This window comes from Maribacter sp. 1_2014MBL_MicDiv, assembly GCF_001865655.1.
Classification (GTDB): Bacteria; Bacteroidota; Bacteroidia; order Flavobacteriales; family Flavobacteriaceae; genus Maribacter; species Maribacter dokdonensis.
The window spans coordinates 3,299,925-3,325,872 of record NZ_CP011318.1 but is presented as its reverse complement, the minus strand read 5'-3'; the positions used below and the strand labels follow the sequence as shown (position 1 = coordinate 3,325,872).

At 34.9% G+C, this 25,948-nt stretch carries 20 protein-coding genes; 6 read left to right on the top strand and 14 right to left on the bottom strand.

Annotation, left to right across the window (positions count from 1 at the left end):
- The first annotated feature begins 271 nt into the window (after window positions 1–271).
- From YQ22_RS14035 to YQ22_RS14025, 3 genes are read left to right on the top strand one after another with little or no spacing between them, the layout of a single operon-like run.
- Window positions 272–3,361 carry a hypothetical protein gene (locus YQ22_RS14035; RefSeq protein WP_071341694.1) on the top strand — a complete coding sequence of 1,030 codons (3,090 nt, stop codon included), beginning with the start codon at window positions 272–274 and terminating at the stop codon, window positions 3,359–3,361.
- 1 nt (window position 3,362) lies between these two features.
- Entirely contained in the window at window positions 3,363–4,610 is a 1,248-nt protein-coding gene (locus YQ22_RS14030) for a hypothetical protein (protein ID WP_071341693.1), read from the top strand.
- Window positions 4,591–6,141: a glycoside hydrolase family 2 TIM barrel-domain containing protein gene (locus YQ22_RS14025; RefSeq protein ID WP_071341692.1), complete on the top strand. Its 1,551-nt coding sequence runs from the start codon at window positions 4,591–4,593 to the stop codon at window positions 6,139–6,141. Before YQ22_RS14030 ends, YQ22_RS14025 begins: the two co-directional genes overlap by 20 nt.
- Window positions 6,142–6,238: 97 nt before the next feature.
- Here the strand turns inward: YQ22_RS14025 and YQ22_RS14020 are convergent, their stop codons facing one another.
- The 5 genes from YQ22_RS14020 to YQ22_RS14000 all read right to left on the bottom strand — a co-directional run bounded on the left by YQ22_RS14020 (window position 6,239) and on the right by YQ22_RS14000 (window position 12,545).
- Window positions 6,239–7,468, bottom strand: a complete 1,230-nt coding sequence (locus YQ22_RS14020; protein ID WP_071341691.1) for a glycosyltransferase — start codon at window positions 7,466–7,468, stop codon at window positions 6,239–6,241.
- A 63-nt stretch (window positions 7,469–7,531) separates the two neighbouring features.
- Window positions 7,532–8,788 (bottom strand): oligosaccharide flippase family protein, encoded by a 1,257-nt coding sequence (locus YQ22_RS14015; protein ID WP_071341690.1) that lies wholly within the window; start codon window positions 8,786–8,788, stop codon window positions 7,532–7,534.
- A 39-nt stretch (window positions 8,789–8,827) separates the two neighbouring features.
- Window positions 8,828–9,967, bottom strand: coding sequence for a response regulator (locus YQ22_RS14010; protein ID WP_071341689.1), 1,140 nt, complete (start codon window positions 9,965–9,967; stop codon window positions 8,828–8,830).
- 252 nt (window positions 9,968–10,219) lie between these two features.
- On the bottom strand, window positions 10,220–11,449 hold the full coding sequence (locus YQ22_RS14005; protein ID WP_071341688.1) for a glycosyltransferase: 1,230 nt from the start codon (window positions 11,447–11,449) through the stop codon (window positions 10,220–10,222).
- Between the two features lie 253 nt (window positions 11,450–11,702).
- On the bottom strand, window positions 11,703–12,545 hold the full coding sequence (locus YQ22_RS14000) for a hypothetical protein (protein WP_156894581.1): 843 nt from the start codon (window positions 12,543–12,545) through the stop codon (window positions 11,703–11,705).
- Between the two features lie 225 nt (window positions 12,546–12,770).
- Here YQ22_RS14000 and YQ22_RS13995 point away from each other — a divergent pair, with 225 nt between their 5' ends.
- The 3 genes from YQ22_RS13995 to YQ22_RS13985 all read left to right on the top strand — a co-directional run bounded on the left by YQ22_RS13995 (window position 12,771) and on the right by YQ22_RS13985 (window position 17,295).
- A complete protein-coding gene (locus tag YQ22_RS13995; protein ID WP_071341686.1) occupies window positions 12,771–14,831 on the top strand; it encodes a tetratricopeptide repeat protein in 2,061 nt (686 codons plus the stop codon).
- 258 nt (window positions 14,832–15,089) lie between these two features.
- Window positions 15,090–16,877, top strand: a complete 1,788-nt coding sequence (locus YQ22_RS13990) for a sensor histidine kinase (protein ID WP_083414261.1) — start codon at window positions 15,090–15,092, stop codon at window positions 16,875–16,877.
- A gap of 4 nt (window positions 16,878–16,881) precedes the next feature.
- Complete coding sequence (locus tag YQ22_RS13985; protein ID WP_071341684.1) at window positions 16,882–17,295, top strand: response regulator; 414 nt, start codon at window positions 16,882–16,884, stop codon at window positions 17,293–17,295.
- A gap of 22 nt (window positions 17,296–17,317) precedes the next feature.
- Here the strand turns inward: YQ22_RS13985 and YQ22_RS13980 are convergent, their stop codons facing one another.
- The 9 genes from YQ22_RS13980 to YQ22_RS13940 all read right to left on the bottom strand — a co-directional run bounded on the left by YQ22_RS13980 (window position 17,318) and on the right by YQ22_RS13940 (window position 25,941).
- Window positions 17,318–18,028: a LytR/AlgR family response regulator transcription factor gene (locus YQ22_RS13980; RefSeq protein ID WP_058103436.1), complete on the bottom strand. Its 711-nt coding sequence runs from the start codon at window positions 18,026–18,028 to the stop codon at window positions 17,318–17,320.
- Window positions 18,029–18,349 (bottom strand): hypothetical protein, encoded by a 321-nt coding sequence (locus YQ22_RS13975; RefSeq protein ID WP_058103437.1) that lies wholly within the window; start codon window positions 18,347–18,349, stop codon window positions 18,029–18,031.
- On the bottom strand, window positions 18,346–19,410 hold the full coding sequence (locus YQ22_RS13970; protein WP_071341683.1) for a sensor histidine kinase: 1,065 nt from the start codon (window positions 19,408–19,410) through the stop codon (window positions 18,346–18,348). Before YQ22_RS13970 ends, YQ22_RS13975 begins: the two co-directional genes overlap by 4 nt.
- The gene (locus tag YQ22_RS13965) at window positions 19,410–20,540 is read right to left on the bottom strand and encodes an FIST signal transduction protein (RefSeq protein ID WP_058103439.1); all 1,131 of its coding nucleotides are present in this window, start codon (window positions 20,538–20,540) and stop codon (window positions 19,410–19,412) included. Before YQ22_RS13965 ends, YQ22_RS13970 begins: the two co-directional genes overlap by 1 nt.
- 7 nt (window positions 20,541–20,547) lie before the next feature.
- Window positions 20,548–22,527, bottom strand: a complete 1,980-nt coding sequence (locus YQ22_RS13960) for a PAS domain-containing sensor histidine kinase (protein WP_071341682.1) — start codon at window positions 22,525–22,527, stop codon at window positions 20,548–20,550.
- Window positions 22,520–23,062, bottom strand: coding sequence for a heme NO-binding domain-containing protein (locus YQ22_RS13955; RefSeq protein ID WP_071341681.1), 543 nt, complete (start codon window positions 23,060–23,062; stop codon window positions 22,520–22,522). Before YQ22_RS13955 ends, YQ22_RS13960 begins: the two co-directional genes overlap by 8 nt.
- Before the next feature lie 81 nt (window positions 23,063–23,143).
- A complete protein-coding gene (locus YQ22_RS13950; protein WP_058103442.1) occupies window positions 23,144–23,545 on the bottom strand; it encodes a response regulator in 402 nt (133 codons plus the stop codon).
- Between the two features lie 120 nt (window positions 23,546–23,665).
- Entirely contained in the window at window positions 23,666–24,916 is a 1,251-nt protein-coding gene (locus YQ22_RS13945) for an NAD(P)/FAD-dependent oxidoreductase (RefSeq protein WP_071341680.1), read from the bottom strand.
- Between the two features lie 17 nt (window positions 24,917–24,933).
- Entirely contained in the window at window positions 24,934–25,941 is a 1,008-nt protein-coding gene (locus tag YQ22_RS13940) for a 4-hydroxyproline epimerase (RefSeq protein ID WP_071341679.1), read from the bottom strand.
- Window positions 25,942–25,948: the final 7 nt, after the last annotated feature.

Sequence of the window (25,948 nt, the reverse complement as noted above, 5' to 3'; positions counted from 1 at the left end):
TTAAATGTATCTAAAATAAAAACTTGAATCTTGCTCAACACCTATTAAATCAAGTACAAAGATAGACTATGAAAAGAAGTTTCTTTCAAAAACACCTTTAAGAAATACACATTTGGACATTGGTGATCATATTAAATATCATCACAACGATTAAGCTCATTATACAATCATGTAAGTATTATATTACTAATATTTTGAATTATCGCTTTCTAATGTAATCTTCATCTGCTATATTTAGTACTTTTAATTGACTTTGATGCTTATATAAACTTTGAAGAAAAAAACCAACACCCTCTTAATATTAGCTTTAATCGTAGGGCTAGCTTTTCATGGTTCTGCCATTTTTTTTACTCTAGAGTCTACCTACGATGCATTGATTCACCTATTTTTTGCTGACCATTATGCCAATAGCTGGTTTGATCCTTGGGAGTACAGATGGTATACCGGTTTTACAGTACAATCTTACCCACCGTTAGTACATCAATTAATTGGAATTCTCTCATACATTGGCGGACTCAAATTTGGTATGTATGCTGTGGCACTCATAGCCATCGTACTCTTTATAACCGGTGCCTATAGGTATACCCTTCTTATGACAGGCAGCAGAAGAATTGCCGGTTACGGTGCCGTAATGGCCGTATTTTCATCAACATTTGTAGAAACCTTGCACATTTTTGGGCAACTGCCAAGCGTTTCTGCATTGTCGATATTATTACATGCAATGACCGAAATTTACCTTTGGATAAAAACAGGTAAAACAAGATATTTTATAACCTCGGCCACCATGCTTGCGGTTACGGTAACCTCACATCATGTTACCCCTTTATTCGGCATGGTATTCTTTATAGCTCCATTAATGGGTATGGCTGTTATGGATGCTGCAAGAGAAAAAGTAAACTCTTATAAAGCGCTTACCTTTAAAGTTTTTTGGGGAACCACTTTACAGCATTTTTGGCGTATAGCCAAGTTTGGCGGTACCGCAATTTTTTTACTGGTTTTCTGTATTTTCCCCTATTGGTACAACTCTAAAAGAAACCCCATTACCCAAGTTGCCATACCACATGGATCTAGGGATAACTTTCTGGAGGTAACCTCATCTGGACTGGTATTTTTTATTATTCCTTGGGGTGTATTTCTATTTATACTCCCTTATTTCTTTTACAGATATTTTAGTAAAAGATATGTATTCTTCGGATTGTCATTTGCCCTTTTGACCATTCTGGGAACCGGTGGTACTACGCCCATTCCGTTAATGATGTTAGGTGAAACTGCATTTAATATTCTTACCCTAGATAGATTTACATTATGGGCTACCATTATGGCATTGCCCATATTTGCAGAATTTGCCTACCGTATGGTAGAAGGAGACCTTAAGGTACTTATACAAACCAAATTTGGTGGTGTATACCATAGGGTCTTAGGCGGTCTCATTGCAGGCGGAATGCTATTCATGGTGCTCTTTACCATGACCTTGGGGTATTTTAGACCATCGCAACCCGCTAAAATTAAAATGTTGCCCATTGTCAACTTTTTGGGTGCAGATTCGCATGACTCATGGCGATATCTACCACTGGGCTTTGGTGATCAAATGGCATGGTTATCTGCCCAGAGCGGAGCCATGACGGTAGATGGCAACTACCATTCCGCAAGGCGATTGCCCGAATTGACTACAAGGGCCATTGAAAGAATTGAGAACTCTAAATTTAGAGGTGTAGAAGGTATAGGTTCTTTACAACAGTTTTTGACCGTACCCGAGAAATACAACTTAAAGTATATATTCTCCAATGATAAGTTCTATGACCCTATTCTCTATTATTGCGGTTGGCAGCGCTTGCAACAATTAGAAAATGGAATCATGGTTTGGGAAAAACTTAATGTTGCACCCATACCCCAAATTATGCCCAAACAAGATGTACCTACCATTATGAAAATCATGTGGGGCGTAATACCGTTAACCACCGTGCTCATTGCTATATTTGTAAATATCCAAATGATATGGGTTAGACTGTTAAAATCCAGAAAGACACCGGTACATTCTTTCATGAAATTGGAATTGCCGTATAACAGATTTCCTCCTAAATTATTAACCTTTTCTCATTGGTGGGCATTGCTGATACTTATCTGCTTAGGATATGGTATGTATATATTCTACGTGAAAAATGTTGCTCAGTTGTCACCCACTAACGTAGTAGAATCCTATTATGATGCATTGGACTTTAAAGAATTCTCTACGGCACATTCATATATTGATCCAGAAGATCATATTGATATAGCCCAGTATATGCTAGAAGTTTCGGTTACCGATGGTATACTAAGTTCTTATGCAAAACTGGATTCCTTAGGCATTGAAATTTACGATGAGACTGAAAATAGTGCAAAGGCCAAAGTAGCTACAAGATGGATTACCCCTTTGGAAAATGTTTTCAATAATGATTATCATGAGTTGGTAAAACGTAAGAACAAATGGTACATTAAATCTGTTAAGGTGGATAATGATATTCCACCAGACCAATTATTTACAGCAAACGGCACAACCTATTACAACCATGGTAGACGAAAGATTACCACACAAGAAACCTACCATGAAGATGTTCTAAAACAACCTGTATTAGAAATTTTATCTGCCAAATTGGTAAAATACAAGGGGCAATACAGTGTAATTGGAGAGCTACAAAATGTAGATAATACACCCGCAGATGTAGTAATAAAAGCAACATTGTACAATGATAATGATAAAGAACTGGCCAATTATAACGCCAAACATCAAATTAAGCATAAGCTAATGCCCAAAGAAACTACTACCTTTAAAATTAACTTTGAGGGTATAGCATGGTCGTCTACAAAAGACACCTTACCCCCTACTTTTGACCCAGACCAATTTACGCCGGTCAGTTTTGAAGAACAACCTACCAAGTTTAATTTACAGTCTGCTGGTAATACCGCAAATACCGATTTATATAAACATGTAGCATTACAAGATCTTAAATATACGGATCAAGGTTTTGAGGGTGTTTTGTTCAACTCCGGTGTACAAGAAGTTACCATACCACAATTGATCATTTCTTATTATGATGAAAATAGCGAGTTACTTTGGGTAGATCATAAATTTATAACAGAAGGGGTACGTATTCAACGTAAACAATTCTTTAATTACAAACCCTTGGCATTAGATAGTTTAGAAGTTATAAGTAGCAGTTTGGAAAATTGTTTTGTCAATGGGTTGCCCAATAAAGCTATTGCAGATAAAATTTTTCCGGACAGAAAATTGATTCATGGCAAACAGCAGAGCCAACCTTTTAAAGGCAAAGGTTACGATTATGTGAAATTTGAGATTAACAGTTATATAGGTAATCCAAAATAGTATGCGCAGTACAACCTTATACATATTAGCACTTATATTACTTGGTTGTGCAGGTAAAAAAGAAGAACACCTTACTGCATTCTCGCAACCTACCGTAGAAATAGTTTCTAATGTTACTCATAGCGTTGCGGGTGATGCTATTTCATTGGTGTTCAAAGCAGAAATAGACATTGATAATTTTAAACTACACATTAAAAATGCCTTTGGCAGTGTGCTTTTATCCCCCGATTTATCCGAAAAAGAAAACATGGTGTTCCATATTCCTAAAAACTATACCAGAGTTGCCGGTCCGTGTAGATGGGAACTTCTAATGGATGGACATATGATAAACCAGGGAAAATTTGATATTGCCACGAACGCCCCAAAAGCCACTTATATAGAATCGTATTTTGGTCCTCGCAGTGTTACGGCTGGCTACAATGATTACTCTATGTTGACCATTGCCCCTACAGACGCTTTTGACAACCCATTAGACGATGGCACTAAGGTCACCGTAAAATACCAGTTTCAGGATAATATCGATGAAGTAGAAATTGAAACTGAGAGTTTTTTCGCATTTTATAATGTTAGGTCAACTTTAAAATCAGGCAGAATATTAGTTACGGCCGAGTGTAACGGTACAACTTCTAAAGAACTTGCCACAATAGTTTACTCAAATAATGCAACAAATTTTTCCATTAGCAGTGCTAGCGCGCATAATTATGCAGATGGAAACCAGATCATCACTTTTACATCAGACATTATTAAAGACGAATATGGCAACATAGTAACCAATGGTACATTGGTAACCTTTGTAATAAAAACAGATCAAGATGCCTACCTGTATACTATAGGCACAACCATAAACGGAATTGCAGAAGCAAAAACATTACACCCGGATAAAGCGGCCGAGTGGGAAATACAAGCATTTGTCACCGGAGCAGCAGAAAGTAACACCACCAGCTTTACCTTTAACGCTGCCATTAAAGACTATCCTGTTAATTTTTCAAAAGGAAATAGAAATATAGATATTGGACCATTTGAAAGTTTTATGAAGCAGTTAATACCAGATGGTTTGCTAGTGCAATTAGACATCTATGATATGGATGGTGTTTTTATTTCCTCTAAAAAAACCACTACCAAAAATGGTGTATGTAACATTTTTCTTGGTGAATATTTTTTAGCGGAAGGTAAATACAAACTTAAAATTAACGCTGCAGGTATAACCAAAGAATTTATAAAAAATATAGATGGCGATACAGTTGAATAAAACATTGTACAGAACAGTACTCATAATTACTTTTTTAGCTATCAACGGACTAGTTCTTTATGGTATTGGCGCTGCATGGGCATTTATGAATACGGGTGCAGATAAGACTTCCATGTTACATTTAGAAGTTCCCATGGAGGATGTCTACAAACCAAGTCTTGATTGGGTCAATTTAGACAATCCCGGTAGACCTATGGAAAAACAAGCTCTGGCAGAAATCACCAATGACTACATGAACGCATGGCATGTGAGAAACATAGCCTATAAGAAAAATGACCGATACGGAATAGAGGATTTTTATACCGATAGCGCAAGGGTAAGGCTTTATGATAATATAGACCTCAACAAAAAAAATAATCATTGGTACAAGCGTACCACCCTAAACCACAACTCTGCTTTAGACTTTTATACGGCAGATGGTACCATGATCGTTTTTAAAGATTATAACGTTGAAGAATACCAAGAAATCTATGAAGGAGAAACTTTGTTATTGACCGAAAGAGATACCACCAGCTATCAAGTAATGATGCTTTTGGAGGATGGTTTTTGGCGCATAAGACATTTAAAGGAAATTCCCTCACCGGTTGATACAATGCCTACTGAGCCAAGAAACATTGGTGACCAATTAAAGAAAATCAACCAGATCAAAGGTATTAACTACTACCCTAAAGATTCGCCTTGGGATACGTTTGGCAAGAAGTTCAATGATACAATTATAGAGCAAGATTTTAATATCATACAAGATATGGGGCTCAACACCATTCGTATATTCATACAGTATGAAGACTTTGGCAAAAATAAAGTTGATCATAAAAAACTGCAGCTGTTGAAGACACTTTTAGACAGGGCTGAAGCCTACAATTTAGACGTTCTAATCACTTTATTCGATTTCTATGGGGATTATGATGTTTCTAACTGGACTTTAACACACAGGCACGCCCAGCAAATAGTCAACGCAGTTAAAGACCACCCTGCAGTATTAGGTTGGGATATTAAAAACGAACCAGACCTGGATTTTGAATCCCGCGGACGTTTACGGGTTCTAAACTGGTTAGAGCAAATGATCGCAAATATCAAAAAATGGGACAAAAAACATCCGGTCACTATAGGTTGGTCTACCCCAGAAGCCAGCATAGAACTTGCCGATAAAGTAGATTTTGTATCCTTTCATTATTATAAGGATATCGAAGATTTCAAAACAGCTTATGACACCTTGAATTCAGCTGTGCCCAACAAACCTAAATTACTTCAAGAGTATGGGATATCATCATACAAAGGTGCGTGGAATTTTTATAGAGGTGCAGACCAAGAAGGACAAAAAGAATACTATAGTCAAATGCAACAGGTACTGAAAGAAAACGAAGTCCCATATATGTTTTGGACATTATATGATTTTGAAAAAGTACCAAGTGCCGTGGCAGGAAGCTTACCCTGGAAAACAAAAAAACAGCACTATTTTGGCTGTTTAGATACAATGGGCAATAAAAAACCTTCGTATTTTGAATTGGTGGAACAGATTAAAAAGAAGTGATTTTCTATTTCATTCCACACGATTATTTTCAGGTAAATGAAAACATAAAAAAAGGGCTGGTGACTAGTCAGCCCTTATAACACTAACCATATCGATTCTAATGAACCAATTTCTTCTCCATAGTCGAAATATCAATATTAAATCCGGTTTCCTTAGACTTCTGTATCGCCTTAAAGTAATCTATATACATTTGTGTAATATCGGACATCGGTAATGAGCATGCCGCTTTATAATTTTGTTTTGCCAATTGAATTCTATAACTATCATCGGTAATGATCTTTTCAATTGCATTGGCTAAAGATGATGTATCGTACGCATTAAAAAACTCGCCTACATAACCTTCTTCTTTTACCAAAACACTTAAATCTCCTAAATCTGGTAAAGCAACGGCATTACCATAACTACCAGCCTGGTGTAGAACACCTGAACTCCCTGTAGTAGATGTGTACGGAAAAACAGTAACCGCACTTTCCCCAAATATTTTAGGCACGTCTTCTTCCGCTACATAACCAGTAAACCTGATCTGCGGCACATGGCTATATTTTTGTTTCATTTCATCAAGATAACCTGGTGTATTAGGACTATCCGTTCCTGCAATTACAATTTCAATATCAGCATTGCTTCTAGAGCGGATTTCTTCAACCGCCTCTATAAGAATCTCTACTTTTTTATATGTTCCAAACTTACCAAAAGCCATAACCTGTTTTGGTCCTTCAGGAAGTTTAAAATCTGGCTCTGGCGGAGTTTCAAAAGCACCATGTGGAATTAAGGCCACATTCTTAACCTTATATTTTTGCTCTAAGGTTGTTACATATTTACTTATGGTTACCGCAAGAATATCTGAAGCCAATACAAATTTGGTCAATGTAGTGCCAATAAAGTTGTATATACTTTGTAATAATTTATTTTTAGTAAAACCTGCATTTTCCAAATCTACTTGCTCAAGAATATTGTGTAACAATGATATGGTAGGTATTCCTTTAGATTTACAAATGAAGGGTAGCATTAACCCTAGTGCAGCAGGTATTTTTTTATCCCCGAACTTTAAAAATTGTAGATTAAAAAGTACGGCATCTGGCTTTAATTGTGATATGGTCTTACTAATGCTAAATATGTTGCTGTAGTTATTAAAACTCCAACATTCTTTAACCGTAATCTTACAACCATCACCTTCAAAATTCAAGTCTTTTGGTTCATTTGTACGATCGGTAATCAGTATCAACTCGGTTACTTCTTTTTGAAGCCTAAAGTGTTTCACTAAATAATAACCATATTCTGTTAAGGTTACTTTACTGGGCGGATATGCGGTTACAATTGCTAATTTCATTGTGGTTAATTTTAATAGACTAGGTTATATAAAGTGACATGAGGTATATGAAAAGCCTGTTTTTTATTTCGTTATAATTTTTGTTTCAGTTCTGTTCTTAATGATGAAAAATAATAGTTGCGCAACCAATAATAAGACCATTGCTATTATCTGCATATGTACCACAGTTTCAAGTCCACCATGGTAAAGCATGATCAATGCTACTTGTGAAAAGCCCAATAAGCCCGATAATATTACGGGCGAGTATTGGTTAAGTGATAAAAAGTAATAAGCAAAAATATTGGAGACGGCAAACAACGAAGTTGCCAACGCATATTTCCAAAGTAGCGGAGCAATACTTAAATAGGCATCTCCGAACATTAAAGTGATGATCAAATTGGGCAGCAAATAACATACCGCCACAATGAATGCAGATAATGTTCCAATAAAAAATACATATTTAAAAAGTATGGGTGCCGTTGGTTCTCCATCTTTTTGTTTTTGAATTACCGTAGGCATTAACAGCATTACAAACATCCAGGCAACAAAGTACACCACCCTACCAATTAAGGCCAGTGATGAATATAGACCTGCTTGTTTATCATCAAAATAATGCTTCACCAATAAGATGTCGCTATTGTTAATAATGATTTGAGTAAGTTCATAACCAGCGGTCAAACCAATAAAAATCCATACTTGTTTTAAATCCACTGCAGGTAATCTATCTTTTGAGAAAACCTTAACTCCTTTAAAATCTGAAGGAAAAAGTCCAAATACAAAAGAAAGGGAAATACCCACTGCAATTAAAATTCCAGATTCCAAGGGTACCAATAATAGTAAGGCGAACGTTAGTAATAACCTACTCCACATTTCTGTTTGATATGTACCCGCCAATTTTCCAAAATCATGACCTCCTTGAAATCTACCCCTGTTTACGCTCATAACAAAGTATAAGGGTATGGCAACGGCAAAAATCATGAACATATAATGGTTCTGCGTATTGAACAATGCTTGCAGATGTTTTGAGAAAATTAGTACTAGAATACCGGTAAACACCCCAAAAACAAGTGCATATCTATACATGGTATTCTTAAAGGCAACCCATGTTTGATCGGTAAATAAAACTGCAAATTTGGTGGTAGCCAATTGGAAGGTCATACCTACAAAAGACAAAACCAAGAGTAATGTCACCAATAAAGCCGCATCGGCAAAAGCTTCTGGACCTAATAACCTACCTAATAGCAAATTATAAAGGTAATTACCGCCATTTACCAGCAAAGCACTAACCATAAACAATTGTTTAGGGGAAATTCGCTTAAGTGCTAACTTTATTGTTGACATAATTATAGGGTGGTTTAAGAGGGTTTTGTGATATAGGTATTATCTGTAAACGATAGCTATTTTTGCCAATTGGCCAACAATTTTTACGGAATCTTTCATAGAAAGTTTAGAACCATCTGCATGGATCCAACGTTTTAACGGCTGCTCACAAATAAGCTTTTTAGCCTCTACCTTACCGTAATGCTTACGCATACGTATGAACATTTCAACATCAAACAACCATTTGGTAATAAACGGTTTATTAAAAAGTAATGGCACTACAGAGCGATCCATAACTTTAGCCCCACATTGGGTATCGTTAAATGGCATTCTTAAAATAGTTCTGATAATAAGGTTGATGGTCATACTAATAACCTTACGTGCAGATTCCTTAGTAATATCTGCACCCATTCTGCTCATTCTAGAACCACTAACTATTTTAAAATTGGATTTATCAAGGGTTTCCACCAAATCATCAAAATCCCTAAAATCTGTAGACAGATCGGCATCTAAAAAGCCTATATAATCTAATTGCGGATCTTTGGCCATATGAAGCATGCCTAAACGTACCGCTTCTGCCTTACCACCATTTTTTTCACAATCGTAAATACTGATATTACTCTCGTTCCCTTTTCTGAGTTCCTCTAAAACTTTTAAAGTATTATCCGTACTGCCGTCATTAACAAAACAAAGGTGATAGCCAAGGTTACTATGAGCAAAATCTTTAAATTCTGTGCCCAATAGACGTTCTTCTTCATTATAACAAGGAATAACGACACCAACACAGTTTTTTTGCAGCATTCTACCGCCAGTAGAAATTTCGGCTTTTTGTTCAACAACTGGTGCTCCAATAAGTCTTTTAATACGTGCAGACATTTCTGATAAGCTCACTGGCTTTTTCATATAGTCATCTATGCCCAGCGTAAAGCCATCCATAATAATAGCTTCTTCCGTGTTGCCCGACATTACTAAAACAGGCGTAGCATTTCTTTCGCCCCCTTTAATATGTTTCACAACTTCTAAACCAGAAATATCTGGCATGTTTATATCAACAAGGACCAAATCTGGTTGAAAAGAGTCATACAACTCAATACCCTTCTGGCCAGAATCAGCAGTCATTACATCATAGCCAAGTTCAGTAAGTCTTTTTTCAACAGATAAGAGTATCAACTGTTGATCATCTATGGTTAGTATTTTCATGATTTAAAAAGTAAGATTTAACCTACATATAACGCAGGATTTATAAAAAATTGTAAGTATTTAAGAAAATTTTAATATTTAAAAAAAATCATATACCAGCTAAACCTCTGGTTTTAAGCTTTAGCAGTATTTTACTTAATAGTCATTTAAGTAAGAATCTAAATTATCTTGATTATTTTATTTTAGCCATTTTTTATAAAAAGGAGTAGCTAACCACACTACTCCTCTTTGCACTTAACCTAACCAAAAAGTTTAAAACACTATATTTTTTTCTACCAGCGGAACATCCAAGGTGAAACCTTTAGATTTGGCCACTTGTATTACCTTAAAGTATTCTATATACATTTTCACCACTTTTGACATGGGTATAGCGCTTGCCGCTCTGTAATTAGCTTTGGCCAAATATTCGCGGTAAGAATCATGAGCCAATATATTTTCTATGGCATCTGCCAATGATGATACACTATTTGAATTAAAAAATTCACCCTTATACCCTTCTTCTTTAATCAACGTACTTAAATCACCAAGCTCAGGTAAGACAACAGCTTTGCCATAACTACCTGCCTGATGTAGTACACCAGAGCTACCTGTGGTAGATGTATATGGAAATACAACAACTGAACTTTCTTCAAATATTGTAGGCACATTGTCTTCTTCTACATAACCGGTAAAGCATAATTGATCTACATGTGCATATTTCTTTTTAACGCTTTCTAAATACCCAGGAGTATTAGGGCTATCTGTACCAGCTATGACAATCTCCAAATTTTGATTAGTACGCCTTCTGATCAACTCTATGGCATCGATCATTATTTCCACCTTTTTATATGTACCAAATTTTCCAAAAGCCAATATCTTTTTTGGTCCGGCAGGTAAAGTAAAATCAGGTTCTTCTGGTGTTTCAAAAGAGCCGTGAGGAATTAAGGCCACGTTTCTAGATTGATATTTGTTTTCTAGAATAGTTTGATATTTACCCATAGTTACTGCAACAACATCTGAAGTCAGCACCAGTTTTGTTAATAGATTACCTATACCGCTATAAATTTTTTGAAAAAATTTATTTGAAGTAATACCTGCAGTATTTAAATCTACCTGCTCTATAATATTATGCATTAATGATATGGTAAGTATACCTTTCATCTTACACAATAATGGTAACATTAAGCCTAACGCTGCCGGTACTTTTTTATCTCCGAACTTTAAAAATTGTAAGTTAAAAAGTACAGCATCCGGTTTGGTAGAAGCAATGACTTTATTAACCTTAAATACATTGGTGTAGTCATTAAAATTCCAGCATTCTTTAACTGTGACTTTACATCCTTTTTCTTCAAAATTCAAATCTTTTTCACCTTTGGTCTTATCGGTAATAAGAATAATTTCTGTGACCTCTTTTTGTAATCTAAAGTGTTTTACCAAGTGATATCCATACTCGGTCAAGGTTACTTTACTAGGGGGGTATGCGGTTACAATAGCAAGTTTCATAAGGTTAAGTTTTAAAATCTATTGGGTTATTTCTGGTACAAATATCCTGCAAATACAAAGCTTTAAAGATGGATTTTAGGTGGATGATGCTTTACTGTAGACGAACGGGAGTTATTATAGGTTAAGCAAAAACACAGAGCACAAACAACACAAAATCAACCCGTTAAAAACAATCTGCAATCACTACAACAAACTAATTAAGCCATATAAGCAGGAACTAAAGAGCTATTTGCCCACTTCTAAAAGCTAAATTTCAACTAACCCTTTTTAGTATTAGATTATGGCTTACATAAAGAAGTTGCGCAACAAGAAGCGCTACCATGGCTATAACATAAACTTGAATTATAACTACCAAGCTGTTATGAAAAAATGTCAATAATATAATCTGTGAAAGGCCTACCACACCCGATATTATTATGGGAAGATACTTACCCAATGATAAATAGTAATAGGTAAGCACACTAGAGATAGCAAACAATAGTGTAGCCAAAACATATTGAAATAACAATGGTGAAAAGTCAACAATATTTAAAAGAGTTTCTGAAAATGAAACGCATACCATTGCAATAATGGAACTGACCATTACAGCATACAAAGAATATTTTAAGGCTTTTGAAATGGTAATCTTAAATTTTCTATCGTTTTCGGTTACATTGGAAATCAAAATTACCGCGACTACCCAAAAAACGAAATAAACAAAATGTCCGATCAAAGTCATTGATGCATACACCTTTGCTTCTATAACACCTAAGTAGTGCTTAACTAAAAATAAATGTATATAACTGATTGTAACATGTACGAGCTCATAACATGCTATCAACACTATAAAGTTTTTAAATCTATTAAATGCCATAGCGTTATTGACACCACCAATAGTAGAATCTTTTGATATTATTTGGTGATACGAAAAGCCAAACAAAACCAACATAAGTACTAAGCTTATGAGCAGGAAGGGCATAACATATGCCGTACCTGCTAAGAACCCACTTAAAAATTGATTGGCAATATAATTACCCCCAATGACAAAGACAGATACGCTCGTCATTAATAATTGTTCTGGAGATAATTCTGTAAGTACTACTTTATTTGTTCCCATTATTATCATTTTAGTGTCTGTGTAAATAATTTCATTTGACATCAAATTTCTGAACAACTGCCCTTTATTTTGTGGTGGTTTAGGTGGTTTACGCATTACTGTAGACCAATGGCAATTATCTTACTTCTAGAATAATAGGAGACCTTTTAACTTTACATTATTCTTCTAAACAAATAAATCGCAATAATTACCGTTAGGTATTTGTAGTATTAATCTGACTTTTAAATGATCCGAAAAATAATATTCCTATTTCTGGTAACCACATCTGTGTTAACCGCGCAATCTGATATGACCAAAGGCTTTGGTTTACTTGAGCAAGGTAACTTTCAAGAGGCCGAACTATTTTTTGGAGAATACCTTAAAGAAGATCCCAACAATAAAACCGCAAAGTTATGTTATGGCAGGGCCGTTGGCCTAAGCGGTGAGCCTAAAAAAGCCACAAATTTGTTCTCTGAGCTATTAAAAGAATACCCGGGCGACTTTGAAATTTTAATCAATTATAATGAGTCTTTTCTATGGGCAAAAGAATATGAACAGGCCAAGCCGTTATATGCTGACTTAGTGGAAAAATTTCCTGAAAAATTTGGTGCCGTTTTGGGTTATGCCAATACGTTAAGTAACTTAAAAGAGTACAAATCAGCATTAAGTTGGGTAGAAAAAGCTATTGCCCTTCAGCCAGAAAATGAAAGTGCCAAAATTTCCAGAAAGTTTATGAGACTGGGCTATGCCAATAGTTTTGTAAACAATCAACAATATAAACAGGGAGAGCAAACGCTTAAAAAAATCTTTGAAGATTTTCCTAATGATAAAGATGTATTACTAAATCTAGCCAATCTTTATTTAATAATAAAACAAGGAGAAAAGGCTAAGAACATGTACGCACGTTACGCAACAAATCAAAAAGATTCTATTACCGCTTTAAATGGCATTGCTTTGGCAGAACATATAAATGAGAACGATAAAAAAGCTTTAAGAATCTCAAAAACCGCAACCGTTAAGGTAAATCAAATTGATGATGTTCCCTTAATAGAAAGTACTTATGACCGATATGTACAAGCTTTGATCTGGAATAGAAAATTTATGACGGCAAAGAAGAAAATAGATAGCTTAGAAGTGCATTATCAAAACAGAAATTGGATACATGCGTTGAGGGCAACCTTAGGTTTATATACCGGAGATGCAAAATCTAGCGTTAAAAGCTACGACAGGATCTTGGCCAATGACAGTGCGTCATTTGATGGTAACTTAGGTAAGGCAAATGCGCTTTTTGCATCTGATAGAATTATTCCTGCATACAAAATGGCCAATCAAACTTTAAAGTTTTATAAGAATCAAAAAGATGCTAAAGGCTTTATAGAAAAGCTAAATTTGATGCACACCCCAACCGTAGAAGAACATGCCGCCTACACTTTTGATAATGGTAACAATACCGCTTTCTTTACCAATACCACTGTAGACGTCCCTTTTTCAACCAAGTTTAAAACAACATTATCATACCTTTATAGAACTACCGAAAATACTGTAACCGTAAATAAGGCAAACTCTCATGTGGTAGTAGCCGGGCTTCATTACAAATTGTTTCCAAAGGGGCTTTTAAAAGCTAATGTAGGTATCAACAACTCTAGATTTTTAGATGATTCTTACACCCAACCCGTAATTGATATAAAGTTAGACCTACAGCCGTTTAAAATGCAGAACCTAACTTTAGCATATCAACGTGAAGTGCAAAACTTTAATGCCGAACTAATTGAGCGTGAAATTATTCAGAACCATTATGGGTTGAATTACAACCTTGGTACCAATGTTAATTTTGGGTGGTACACACAATTAATGCATACCCAGCAAAGCGATGAAAATGTAAGAAACCTTCTATTTACCTCATTATATTACAATGTGCTTAGAAAACCTGCTTTGAAAATGGGATTGAATTATCAATATATCACCTTTAAAGATCAGGTGCCAACTATTTATTTTAGTCCAGAAAAATACCAAGCAGTAGAAATATTTGCAGATGTTAGAGGAAAGATTTCGGAGAAAACCACCTATGCTATTAGTGCCGCAACAGGGATACAAAAAGTAGAGGAAGACCCAAATACCAATATCTTTAGAGCAGAAGCCTCTGTTAAACATCAATTTTCAAAAAGATTTAGTTTAAGTGTATATGCTAAATACAGTAATATTGCATCTGCTACAGCCGCTGGTTTTGAGTTTACAGAAATTGGCTTAAAAGCGAAATGGTTGTTTCTTAAAAAACCACTATTCCATAAAAAATTAAACTTTGACTAGTTCACTTGTATACCAAATAAATTTCGCATTTGAACATTTCATTTAAACACAAAATAGACATAATTGTAGGGTTCTAAAATTTACATTTCTCTTTTCCTACAAAATACATTGCCACTCCATTATAAAATCAACAATATTTTTGAAATACAACAATAATATAGTTCTAAATGTAAGAATTTTACTTACTTTAGCGTAAGATACGCATACACTTCCCTAGCCAAGAATTACTAATTAAAATGAAACTCTAATTGATATTTTATGTGGAAGAGAGTTTTAAAAATGTTTTTAGGGTTATACCTACCGTTGTTGGCCCTTACGCTATATGTCTTTTACGCTCAAAAAGCAAAACAGATTACAGAATTATCTGAATACCAAAAGCGCGATGCTAAAATAAAAAAAGAGTACTTTCTTGAGCAATGTAATACGTTACTTCACGATACCAAGTATTGGTCCAACTTAGCATACCCCGTTAATTTTGACCCCATGAACAAGCACACCGCATTCATGGATAGATATATAGAACTAATAAAAGAAATTACCGATTATGACCAATTTCGTTTCATTGATTTAAACGGAAAAGAGTTTTTTAGAGCTGTAAGAAATGGTGCAGACTCCGTTACCATTGGTAATCTACAGAACAAAGAAAATCATTTATACGTAAAAGAAGGGCTGGCACTAAAAAAGAATCAATTATACCTTTCACATATTAGTCTTAACAGAGAAAATGGTGCAATTGAGAAACCACATAAACCCGTCATTAGAGCGGTAGCACCCATATTTGACACCACTGAAACTAAAATAGGCTTGGTAGTCATAAACTTTAAAATGAAAAGGGTTCTTGACCAACTTAAAAACAAAATAGCCGATACCGAACTATATCTCTTAGATGAAAGCCAACGTGTAATTAGTAGTAGCTTACACAAAGAAGACTTACCCTATGAATCTGGTAAAGTAGATGATCTTTTACCTAAAAATCTAATATCCATAGCTGTAGGTATTACCCGTGACAGTACTATAATAGAAAAAGAACACATTTGGCGCTTACAACCCATTATACTGAATGGAACGTCCAATTCTTTTGGATCAGCAACCAATATAGCATCTGAAATAGTTACGCCTACCAATTGGTTTATGATTGTAGAAATTCCTCCAAGGCTCATAGCTGCAAATACAAAACCTTTATACGACAGCCTAATAACGTTTAATGCAATTTCAATTTTAAGTCTATTGACATTGTGTTATGTTTTTCAAAAAAAGAAATTAGAGAAAGAACTTTTTTACAAAGAGCTAGAAAGCAAAAATATATTGTTGACCAGAAATAAAAATAAATTAGAAGAAAACAATATCAAGGTCAACAAAATGAACAGCAGGTTGGAAATGAGAAACAAACAGCTAAGCGACTTTAATTATCTAATTTCCCATAACCTACGTTCTCCTGTTACCAGTATGTCTGTCATTGTTGAAATGATACAGAAAGAAAAAAATCCAGAAATACTAAATCAATTACTACCAAAATTAGATCAAGTTGCAAAAAGTATTACCAACTTAACCAAAGACATTAATGAATATGTATCTATTCTGGATAACAAAGAAATTAAACAGTCAAATATTGACCTAGCGGAACTTATTGAGGAAGTAAAGCATGAGTTTACCGAAACGCTTTTAGATGATAGCGATTTTAATGTATTGGTGAAATTAGATGTGTGGAACCATATAACCTTTTCAAAGTTCTATTTACAAAGTGTAATACAAAATTTAGTTTCTAATGCTATTAAATATAAGAGGGACAATGTTGCTTCACATATTGAATTTGAATCGGCTATAGAAAATAAACATAAAGTGTTATATGTACGTGATAACGGTATGGGACTAAACCTAGAGAAACATGGTGAAAATGTTTTTAAATTATATAAGAGATTTCATAGAAACATCTCTGGAAAGGGGATGGGACTCTTTTTGATAAAATCTCAATTAGAGGCTTTAAATGCGACTATAACAATTGACAGTAAAGTAGGAGAAGGAACAACGTTCAAAATAAAATTTTAAGATTATGGATACAAAACCGAATATATTGCTAGTAGATGATGATGAGCTCTACTTATATTTAATGGAAAAGACAATTCAGCAATTATCAAAAGAACTGATCGTCACTACATTTACTGATGGTGAACAGGCCGTGGAATACATTGCTGAATGTACTGCGCAAAAAATGGAACTCCCTGAAGTCATCTTTTTGGATATCAATATGCCGTTTTTAGATGGTTGGGGCTTTTTGAACGAGTTTAAAAAACTTAAACCAAAAATTATAAATAACATAAATATTTATATGGTAAGTTCATCTATGCGAGATAGCGATATTAAAAGAGCATCTCACTTTGAAGAGCTAACCGGCTATGTTGTAAAACCGGTTAACAAAACACAATTAGCAGAAATATTCAAAAAGATTTACCACGAAAATTGGTAAAACACTGACATGAAATCATATCTTATAATAAGTTTAACCTGCGCATTAATTCGGGGCGGTTAGAACGACTTATAGGTACAACGTTCTTGGCTATCAATACACTATTATCTTCAATATCAATAATTTTGGTGAAATTTATAATATAGGAACGGTGAATTTGCAAAAATAGCCTTTCAGGTAATTTTTCTTTTATTTTCTTCAATGTAGTGTGAACCCTGTAATCTTCCTTCTCTGTTTTAACGTCAATATAATCACCCTTAGCTTCAATGACTAAAATCTCGTTCAATTTTAGTTTAATAAGTCTTCTATCTATATTAATATAAAGATCTTCGCCCTCTTCCTTTTCTTTACCTGGTGCTACTGTCTGCATAGGTTTATGAGCTGGTAAGCTTGAAATCTTATCAATACACTTTTCAAACCTCTCTTGGGTAATTGGTTTAACTAAATAATCAACAATACTTTCATATTCGTAGGCAGCAATAGCAAAATCGGTATCAGAGGTAGTTAATACTATTTTTGGTGGATCTTTTAAGGTCTGTACAAAGTCAACACCACTAAAGCCAGGCATGTGTATATCTAAAAATATAACATCTATAGTTTGTTGGTTTAAAAACTTAATGGCCGATATGGCATTATCAAACTCTTCAATAACATCTAAATCCGGAATCTTTGAACACAATTGTCTAACAATTGCCCTTGCCATAGCTTCGTCATCAATAATAATACAGTTCATTTATATTGTTTTAATATATTCATCAATAGTTTGGAGAACTTTTATGAATTTTGACTTACTATCTTCTTTTCCTTCTAACAATTCCATTTCATAGGCTACTGCAAGTTTGTATGAATCTTGCATTCCTAGAATATTGAACTTGTGCTTCAACTTATGTACAATTTCTGCTGTTTCCTTAAATCTAGTATTGGTTACATGACCAAAATACTCTTCTTTCTCTAATGGAAACTCTGTTTTTATAATATCTATGAACTGACCTCTAAAGGCAACATCATCACCTGCAAGCTCATCAACATAATTTAGGTTTGGTTGCTCTATCATGTATTCTTTTTTAAAGTTATAAAAAATGTGGTACCCACATTTTCTTGTGACTCTAACCAAACACTACCTTCATAAAGAACTGTAATTTTCTTTACAATTGCAAGTCCTATACCCGTAGCATTATTGGTAGTTTCTAATTTTTTAAACATTTGAAAAATTCCTTCTTGGTGCTTAGCTGGAATTCCTTTACCATTGTCCCTAACACTAAATTTCCAAAACAAATCGTCTGGCTCATAACCAACTTCAATAATCCCATTTTCCAGATGTTCCGTTGCCGTAATCGCGTTTAGAAATAGGTTCATGAACAATTGTTCTAACCGCTCTCTTTCAAACTCCATCTTAGGCAAATCATTTGCATATTTGAACGTAACATTTTCTGGAACATAGATAGTCTTCTCTATATCCCTTAAACTTTCTTCTAGGCTAAAGAGAACTCTATGCTCCTTGGTCTCACCCATTGTAGCATGGTTTAGAATACCAGTAACCAGCTTATCCATTTTTATAAGATTCTCAGATACCAATGAGCAGTTATCTTTACTGGTCTGTGAGAAATTATCTTTCTCATCTTCCATTATCCAGTTCATTAATGCACTAATATTTCTTATCGGTGATCTTAGATCATGAGAAACCATATGCGCATAATTGTTCAAAGACTCGTTCTGGTTTTCTAAATGGGCCACCAATTTATCTTTCTCCAAGGTCATATTAGACACCTTAGATGCCAAATTACTTATATATGATGCCAAGTGTTCCGCATTGAATTCGTTCTGAATATCAAAATCAAATTCTTGTTCATCGTTTAAATTCTCTCTTAAACTTGCTATGGCCTTTTCTAATGAAACAAGAATGTTCTTTTGTTGTAATGCCTCTTTCTGTAATTTTTTATTTGCCTCAAAAAGTTCATCTGAACTAATAGTAGACGCTCTATGGAGCATAGAAAATTTATCGTCAAAATTTTCATATGACTTGCCAATGGCTTCCAAAAAGCTCTCCATTTCTGGGTGCGCTTTTAATTCGTCCGGTAGATATTTTCGTATTTGTCTTTTTAAGAGAGAATGCATTATTCACTAAATAAAGTTAGGGTCATGGTCTGGTTGTGCAATTTACAACTATCTTGACCACTAAATGGCGCCATTTCCCCATAAGAGTAAAACCCACTTATAACTGTATTATCTCCAATTACCGCTTTCACCTCTTCAATTTCCTCTTCGGTACGTTGGTCCATAACCAGTTTTCTTCCAATACAACTGATCAATAAAGCCAACTCAGGAGAACTTTTTCTATTTTCCATTGCCAACTCTGCTGCGTGAAAAGCCCCATTTGCTATATCATCTACAGATGACATCATTAATTGTACCCTGGCACCTTCTGGAATATCACCTGCAAGGGTCATTGTATTTTCAACCTCATCTATATTTAAAATTGTACGTACCAAAGGTTCTGAATTTTCAGTTGTCTTTACACTCAACGGATATAATAGTGCCGACTTTGGCAATTCTTTGGCTTTTTCACCTAAATATGTTTTATAAAGATCCAAAGCAGGTTTACCATCAAGTTCATAAAGTATATTACCTTGAGATTTTGTTATGATTCTTTCAGGACCAAAGGTTGTCCACCCTCCATAGTTTGCACTTGAAATCTCTAAAGTATCACCATAAAAACCAATAGCAACTATCTCTCCTTCTTTCGGGCTTTCATTATAAGAAGCCAAAGTTTTTTCAAAACGGTCATCATCTCCACATAAGCCTCCAGAAAGACCACAACCATTATTGTTTAAATGCTCAATGCCTTCAATTAAAGCACTACCGTTTACACTACTACCTTCAGAAATAACGAACAAATGCTTTAAATGCTCTTTAGGAAATTGGGCAGCCAATTTCGTTCCCATTTTCTTGTCATCATGTTGATAGTCCTTTACGTTACATCTTTTCACCAAGATTTTACTCTTTTCAAACTCTATGGCCGTTAAAACTACCGTACCCTCTAAAACCTTATCATCTATGATTTCGCCTGAGGTGGTACCAAAAACAATATGACCTTCTGGGAAAAGAGCTCTAACCTCATTAAATATATGCTCACTTTCCAACATATACCTGTTACCGAACACCAAAACCAAAGGTTCCTTTAATTGATTTGAATTTTGAAAAACAAAAGGCTCATCGCCCTTTTTTATCGCTTGAACTATTTTCATAATTTCCTTATTCGTTATGGTCTTTCTTTATGGTAAAATGAAACTGGGTACCCTCGCCTACTACACTGTCTACCCAGACTTTTCCTTGGTAACGATCAATTATTTTTTTAACGATCGATAAACCTATACCCGTTGACCTTTCATTATTACCTATAGATTGAAAGATGTCGAATATTTTCTTGTGATACTCTTCTGGAATTCCTACCCCATTATCACTGATGGTAAATTGCCAGTAATCTCCAGTATCATTATAAAGTACTTCTACTAAACCAACTTCTCTTTCAATATGGACTACCGCATTACCAATTATATTTTGAAAAACCTGATGAACCTTAATTCGATCTGCCATTATGGTAGGCAATGATTTTGGTACTTTCAATTGAACGTGATCAGGTATATAAATAGTTTCGCCGATATCTGCGATGACACTGTTCAAATCTACTTTAGAATTATCCAAGGCAGAGCTGTTTGCCGTAGAATACTCTAGTATGCCATGGATTAACTTGTCCATAGAAGCTACTTTCTCTTGCATAAGTTCTAAATTCTGCTTACCACCTTCATCTAAAACATCTTTATAATCATCGCTTAGCCAAGTTGCAAGGGCACTAATACTCCTAAGAGGTGATTTAAGGTCATGAGAAACAATATGTGCGTATTCTTGTAAACCTTGATTACTGTTCTCTAGATCCTTTACCAATTTCTCTTTTTGAAGTTCTAATTCTTTTTGTTTGGTAACATCTAAAGAAATACCAATAGAACCAATTACTTCATGGTGTTTATTGTACCTGGGTGCCACACTCGCCAACCAATGTCTTTTTTCACCACATTTGGTAACAACCTCTAATTCATAAGAATCAGATTTACCAGATTTACGTGTTTCAATTTTATCTGAGACCTTACTTTTATCATCAAAACTTACAATATCCTTGGCATCAATACCAAGCAATTCATTTTCTTCATAACCGATCATTTCACAAAAGCTCTGGTTTACCAACTGTATTACACCCTGCTTGTTGGCCTCTATCAAACCAAGGTTCATGTTGGCGATAATACTGCTATACTTTTCCCTTTCAGATTTTAAACGCTCTTCTGCTTCTAATTGTTGGGTAATATCTTCAACCATCATAACGATATAGCTGATTTCCCTATATATATTTCTTACCGCGTTGACAGATAATTTAATTTGTAGTTTTTCCCCATCGTTCTTTATGAACTTCTGATGAATGGTATAATTATCAATTTCACCATTGTTCAGTTTAGTGGTGAATTCATTGGCTAGTTCTATACTTTCCTTATCCGTAAAATCCTTAACATTCATTTTCATGAAGCTATTAAGACTATAGCCCAATAAGGAGGTCATTGTATAATTGACCTTTAAAATTTTATTGGCATCTGCAAGAATAATACCTAGCGGTGAGCTATTTACAATTACATCTAATTGTCTTTTCTGTTCTGACAACAACTCCCTCACCTCCATTTCTTGGGTAATATCCCTCACAATACCTTGAGCTGCAACAGGTTGTTTTTCTTTATTGAATACTAAGCTAGCATTGATTTCCACCCATTTTTCAACGTTGTCCTTCACCAATATTTTAGCTCTATAATTTTTAAGCTGCCCAACTTCTTTTAAGCTACTAAAAGATTCTATGGTATACTCCATGTAATCTTTATGTACCATTTTCCAAAGGTTGATCTCCTCTTTATTATGATCGTAACCTAAAAAGTTTTTTGCAGATTGATTCATGCTTACCACATTGAAGGATAAGTCCATAACAACATAAGGATCTATGATGTTAATGAATACGCCATCTAGTTCAGACGTTTTTTCGCTCAATAAATTTTCAAGCTTGGCATTAGACTCCCTTAAATGACTTGCCACTTCGTAAAGCTCATTAGATTTTTCCTCTAAAATCCTTTCAGCTTGTTGGCGGGCTTTCTTTTGTCTTTCAAGGGCCTTCTTTAAAAGAACAACTTCTTTACTATCCATGTTGTACTACGTCAAATTTTACTTCTGTACCATCATCTTTTAAAAGTTCGTATGTGATATTGGCCTTACCATTAAAATGCTCAAATGCTTTTTCAATTAAGCCATGAGCCAGCCTATACAATCCTCTAGAAGAACTATAGATCATAGAAATGGAATTATCCGTTTTTTCAAGAATTTTGAATGTAGGTAATTCTGCTTCCGGATATAATTTTTTAACGTGTACATGTATATGGTCTTCTATGGAATATAAAAGACTAATGGGAGATAAATAACTTTGTATTACCTCTGGATGAGCATTTTTTAAACTTGAGAATAAATAAAGTCCAAATGCGTATATTAAGTCACCAGCAGGTAAATCTACCTCTTCACTCAACTGGGTAACTAAAGCTACCATCTCATTAAATTCGTAGGTAGCCACAGAGGTATAAATGCCTTGAGAAGGCAAATCTGCTTTTTCAATAATATTATCAACGGTCTCTAATCCAAATTCAGATTCGACCATTTCTAAAAACTCGGTAAATACAATTCCCTTCATTTCAATTTTTTAATAACGTTATTCAAACGTAGGAAAATTAATACGAAAATGCAGGAAAATGTTGTGAAATGAGCTTTTTTGTTAGCCTTTCACTAGTTGGTTAACACTCCAGTACTCTAAAACAGCATTAAGTTTGTACTCATAATCCTCATATTTCAGCGGTTTTATAACATAACCGGCTATACCAACTTCGTAGCATTTTAATAAATCTGCTCTATTTTCTGAAGTAGTTAAAATTATGGTAGGTAAGTATCTTAGATGCTCATCTTCCTTTAAAATGGATAAGAACTCTATACCATTCATTCTTGGCATGTTCAAATCCAATAGAATGATATCTGGAAGTTTTTCACCAGATCTTAAATACGTTAGAGCAGATTCTCCATTTTTTGCCTCAACGATTGAATGCTTTAAATTAAGTTTAGAAACAGTTCGTTTCAACTTCATTACTTCTATTAAATCGTCTTCTATTAGTAAAATATCCATTGTTGTTCATTTTGATACTACAAATGTCAGAGATAAGTCACAAATAAATTGACCAGTGTAGGTGAATGACGCTTAAGTGTCGGTGAATGGTATTTATCTAACGTTAAACTTTTTAAGCAATCATGTAAAACTACGTTGTATATCGAAGGAAGAAATGTCCATAGAAGTCTTATTACCAGACAGTAACTCTGTAATTAACTTACCAGTAGCAGGTCCCAAACTCCACCCCATCATGGCATGACCAGTACCAATTGTTAAGTTCTTAATACTTGCCGATCTACCTATATATGGTAACCCATCTGGAGAAACTGGTCGTAGACCTGTTTTAACACTTTTAATTTCGGCCTCATTGATCTTCAGGTCAGGGTAAAAAGAACTTGCCCCATTAGCTATTGCCGCAACCCTTTCTTTCCTTATAATAGTGTTATTACCTGAAAACTCCATAGTGCCCGCAAATCTTGTAAAACCCCTCATGGGTGTTACCGCCATTTTAGATTCCATTAATATGGCCGGAACAGAAATACCCGTTTCCCTAGCTACATTAATACTGTAGCCTTTACCTCCTTGTAAAGATAACTTTAAATGTAAACGCTTTGCAAGATCACCGCTCCATGAGCCTGCCGCCAATACTACCTCATCAGGTGTATAAGATTGTTTATTGGTAATAATTTCTTTTATTCTATTATTTGATGTCTTTAGATCAACGACCTCTTCTTGGGTTTTTATGATTACACCACTTTGCTTTAAATACGCCAATAGTTTAGGCATTATCTCATTTGGTGTGGTATGAGCGTCACACTCATAATGTATAGCACCTTCTGCATCGATATTTACATGAGGCTCAATATTTCTTAATTCGTCTTTGTTTAAGTCGGTAACCTCTAAACCTTCTTGTGCCACTCTATAGGCCACCTTTTTTTCATGAAAATAACTCTCTTCCGTTTTGTATAGCATTAATAGCCCTTTTCGCTCTAACTGAAAATTGCCAAGATCACCTGAATTCTTAATATCCGTAAATAATTCCCTGCTTAATAAATTAATATCCTTAATTACCCCTATGGCCTTTTCAACCTTTGCCTCAGTAGAAGATTTATGAAAATACCATGACCATTTTAAAAAATCTACATCTAACCTAGGTTTCATATAAAAAGGGCTCGCAGAATTGAACATCATTTTAATTCCCTTTGCGATCATACCTGGGGAGGCCAAAGGAATAATATGACTTGGAGTTATGTAACCTGCATTTACAAATGAAGCACCAGAGCTAATATTGCCTTTATCTATTACTGTAACCTCATAACCTTCTTTGTTCAAATAATAAGCTGTACTTAAACCAACAATGCCACCGCCAATTATTATTACATTCTTCATCTACTATTTTCTATAATTTATATGACCTGAAATCCGTGAGCATAGGGATCATCATCATCTATGGTAATGGTATTCTTTCCATAAATTTTTGCCCAACCTTTTATGCTGGGTATAATCGCAAGCTTGCCGGCTAGGGTGGTCTCCTCTTCTACTTTACCAATAAATTGTGAGCCTATATAACTTTCATGAACAAAATCTTCACCCACATTTAATTTCCCCTTTGCATGCCATTGTGCCATTCTAGCAGAAGTACCTGTACCGCAAGGCGACCTATCTATTGCTTTATCACCGTAAAATACCGCATTTCTGGCGTTAGCCTTTTCAGAGATAGTATTTCCCGTCCATAACATATGGGTTACATTCTTTATGGTAGCATCTTCTGGGTGAATAAACATTTGGGGATATTTAGCATTTATGTTTTCCCTGAGTTCTTGACTATATTGAATTAACTGGCTTGCTGAAAAATCTTGTATTCCACTAAAATTCTTTTGCGGATCCACAATGGCATAAAAATTACCCCCATAACCAACATCAAAAGTCAATTCGCCCAAGTGTGAAGATTCTATAGTCAAATCTGTAGCAGCTAAATATGATTTTACATTGGTCAGTTTTACCCAGTCTACTTTTGTACCTGTTTGCTTGTATGTTATATGTACCAATCCTGCAGGAGTCTCCATACGAACAATACCAGGTGTTTTTGGCACAATTAGCCCTTCTTCAATACCTATAGTAATTGCCCCGATGGTCCCGTGCCCGCACATGGGTAGACAACCACTGGTTTCAATAAACAAAATACCAAAATCATTATAGGGATTACTTGGAGGGTAAAATATACTACCACTCATCATATCATGACCGCGAGGTTCATACATAAGCCCTTTTCTGATCCAATCATATTCTTTTAAAAAGTGCTGTCGCTTTTCACTCATTGTAGCACCCACCAAATTTGGTCCGCCATGTTTTATCACCCTAACGGGATTACCACAGGTGTGGGCATCAATACAAACAAAAGTACTACTAGCCATAATAACT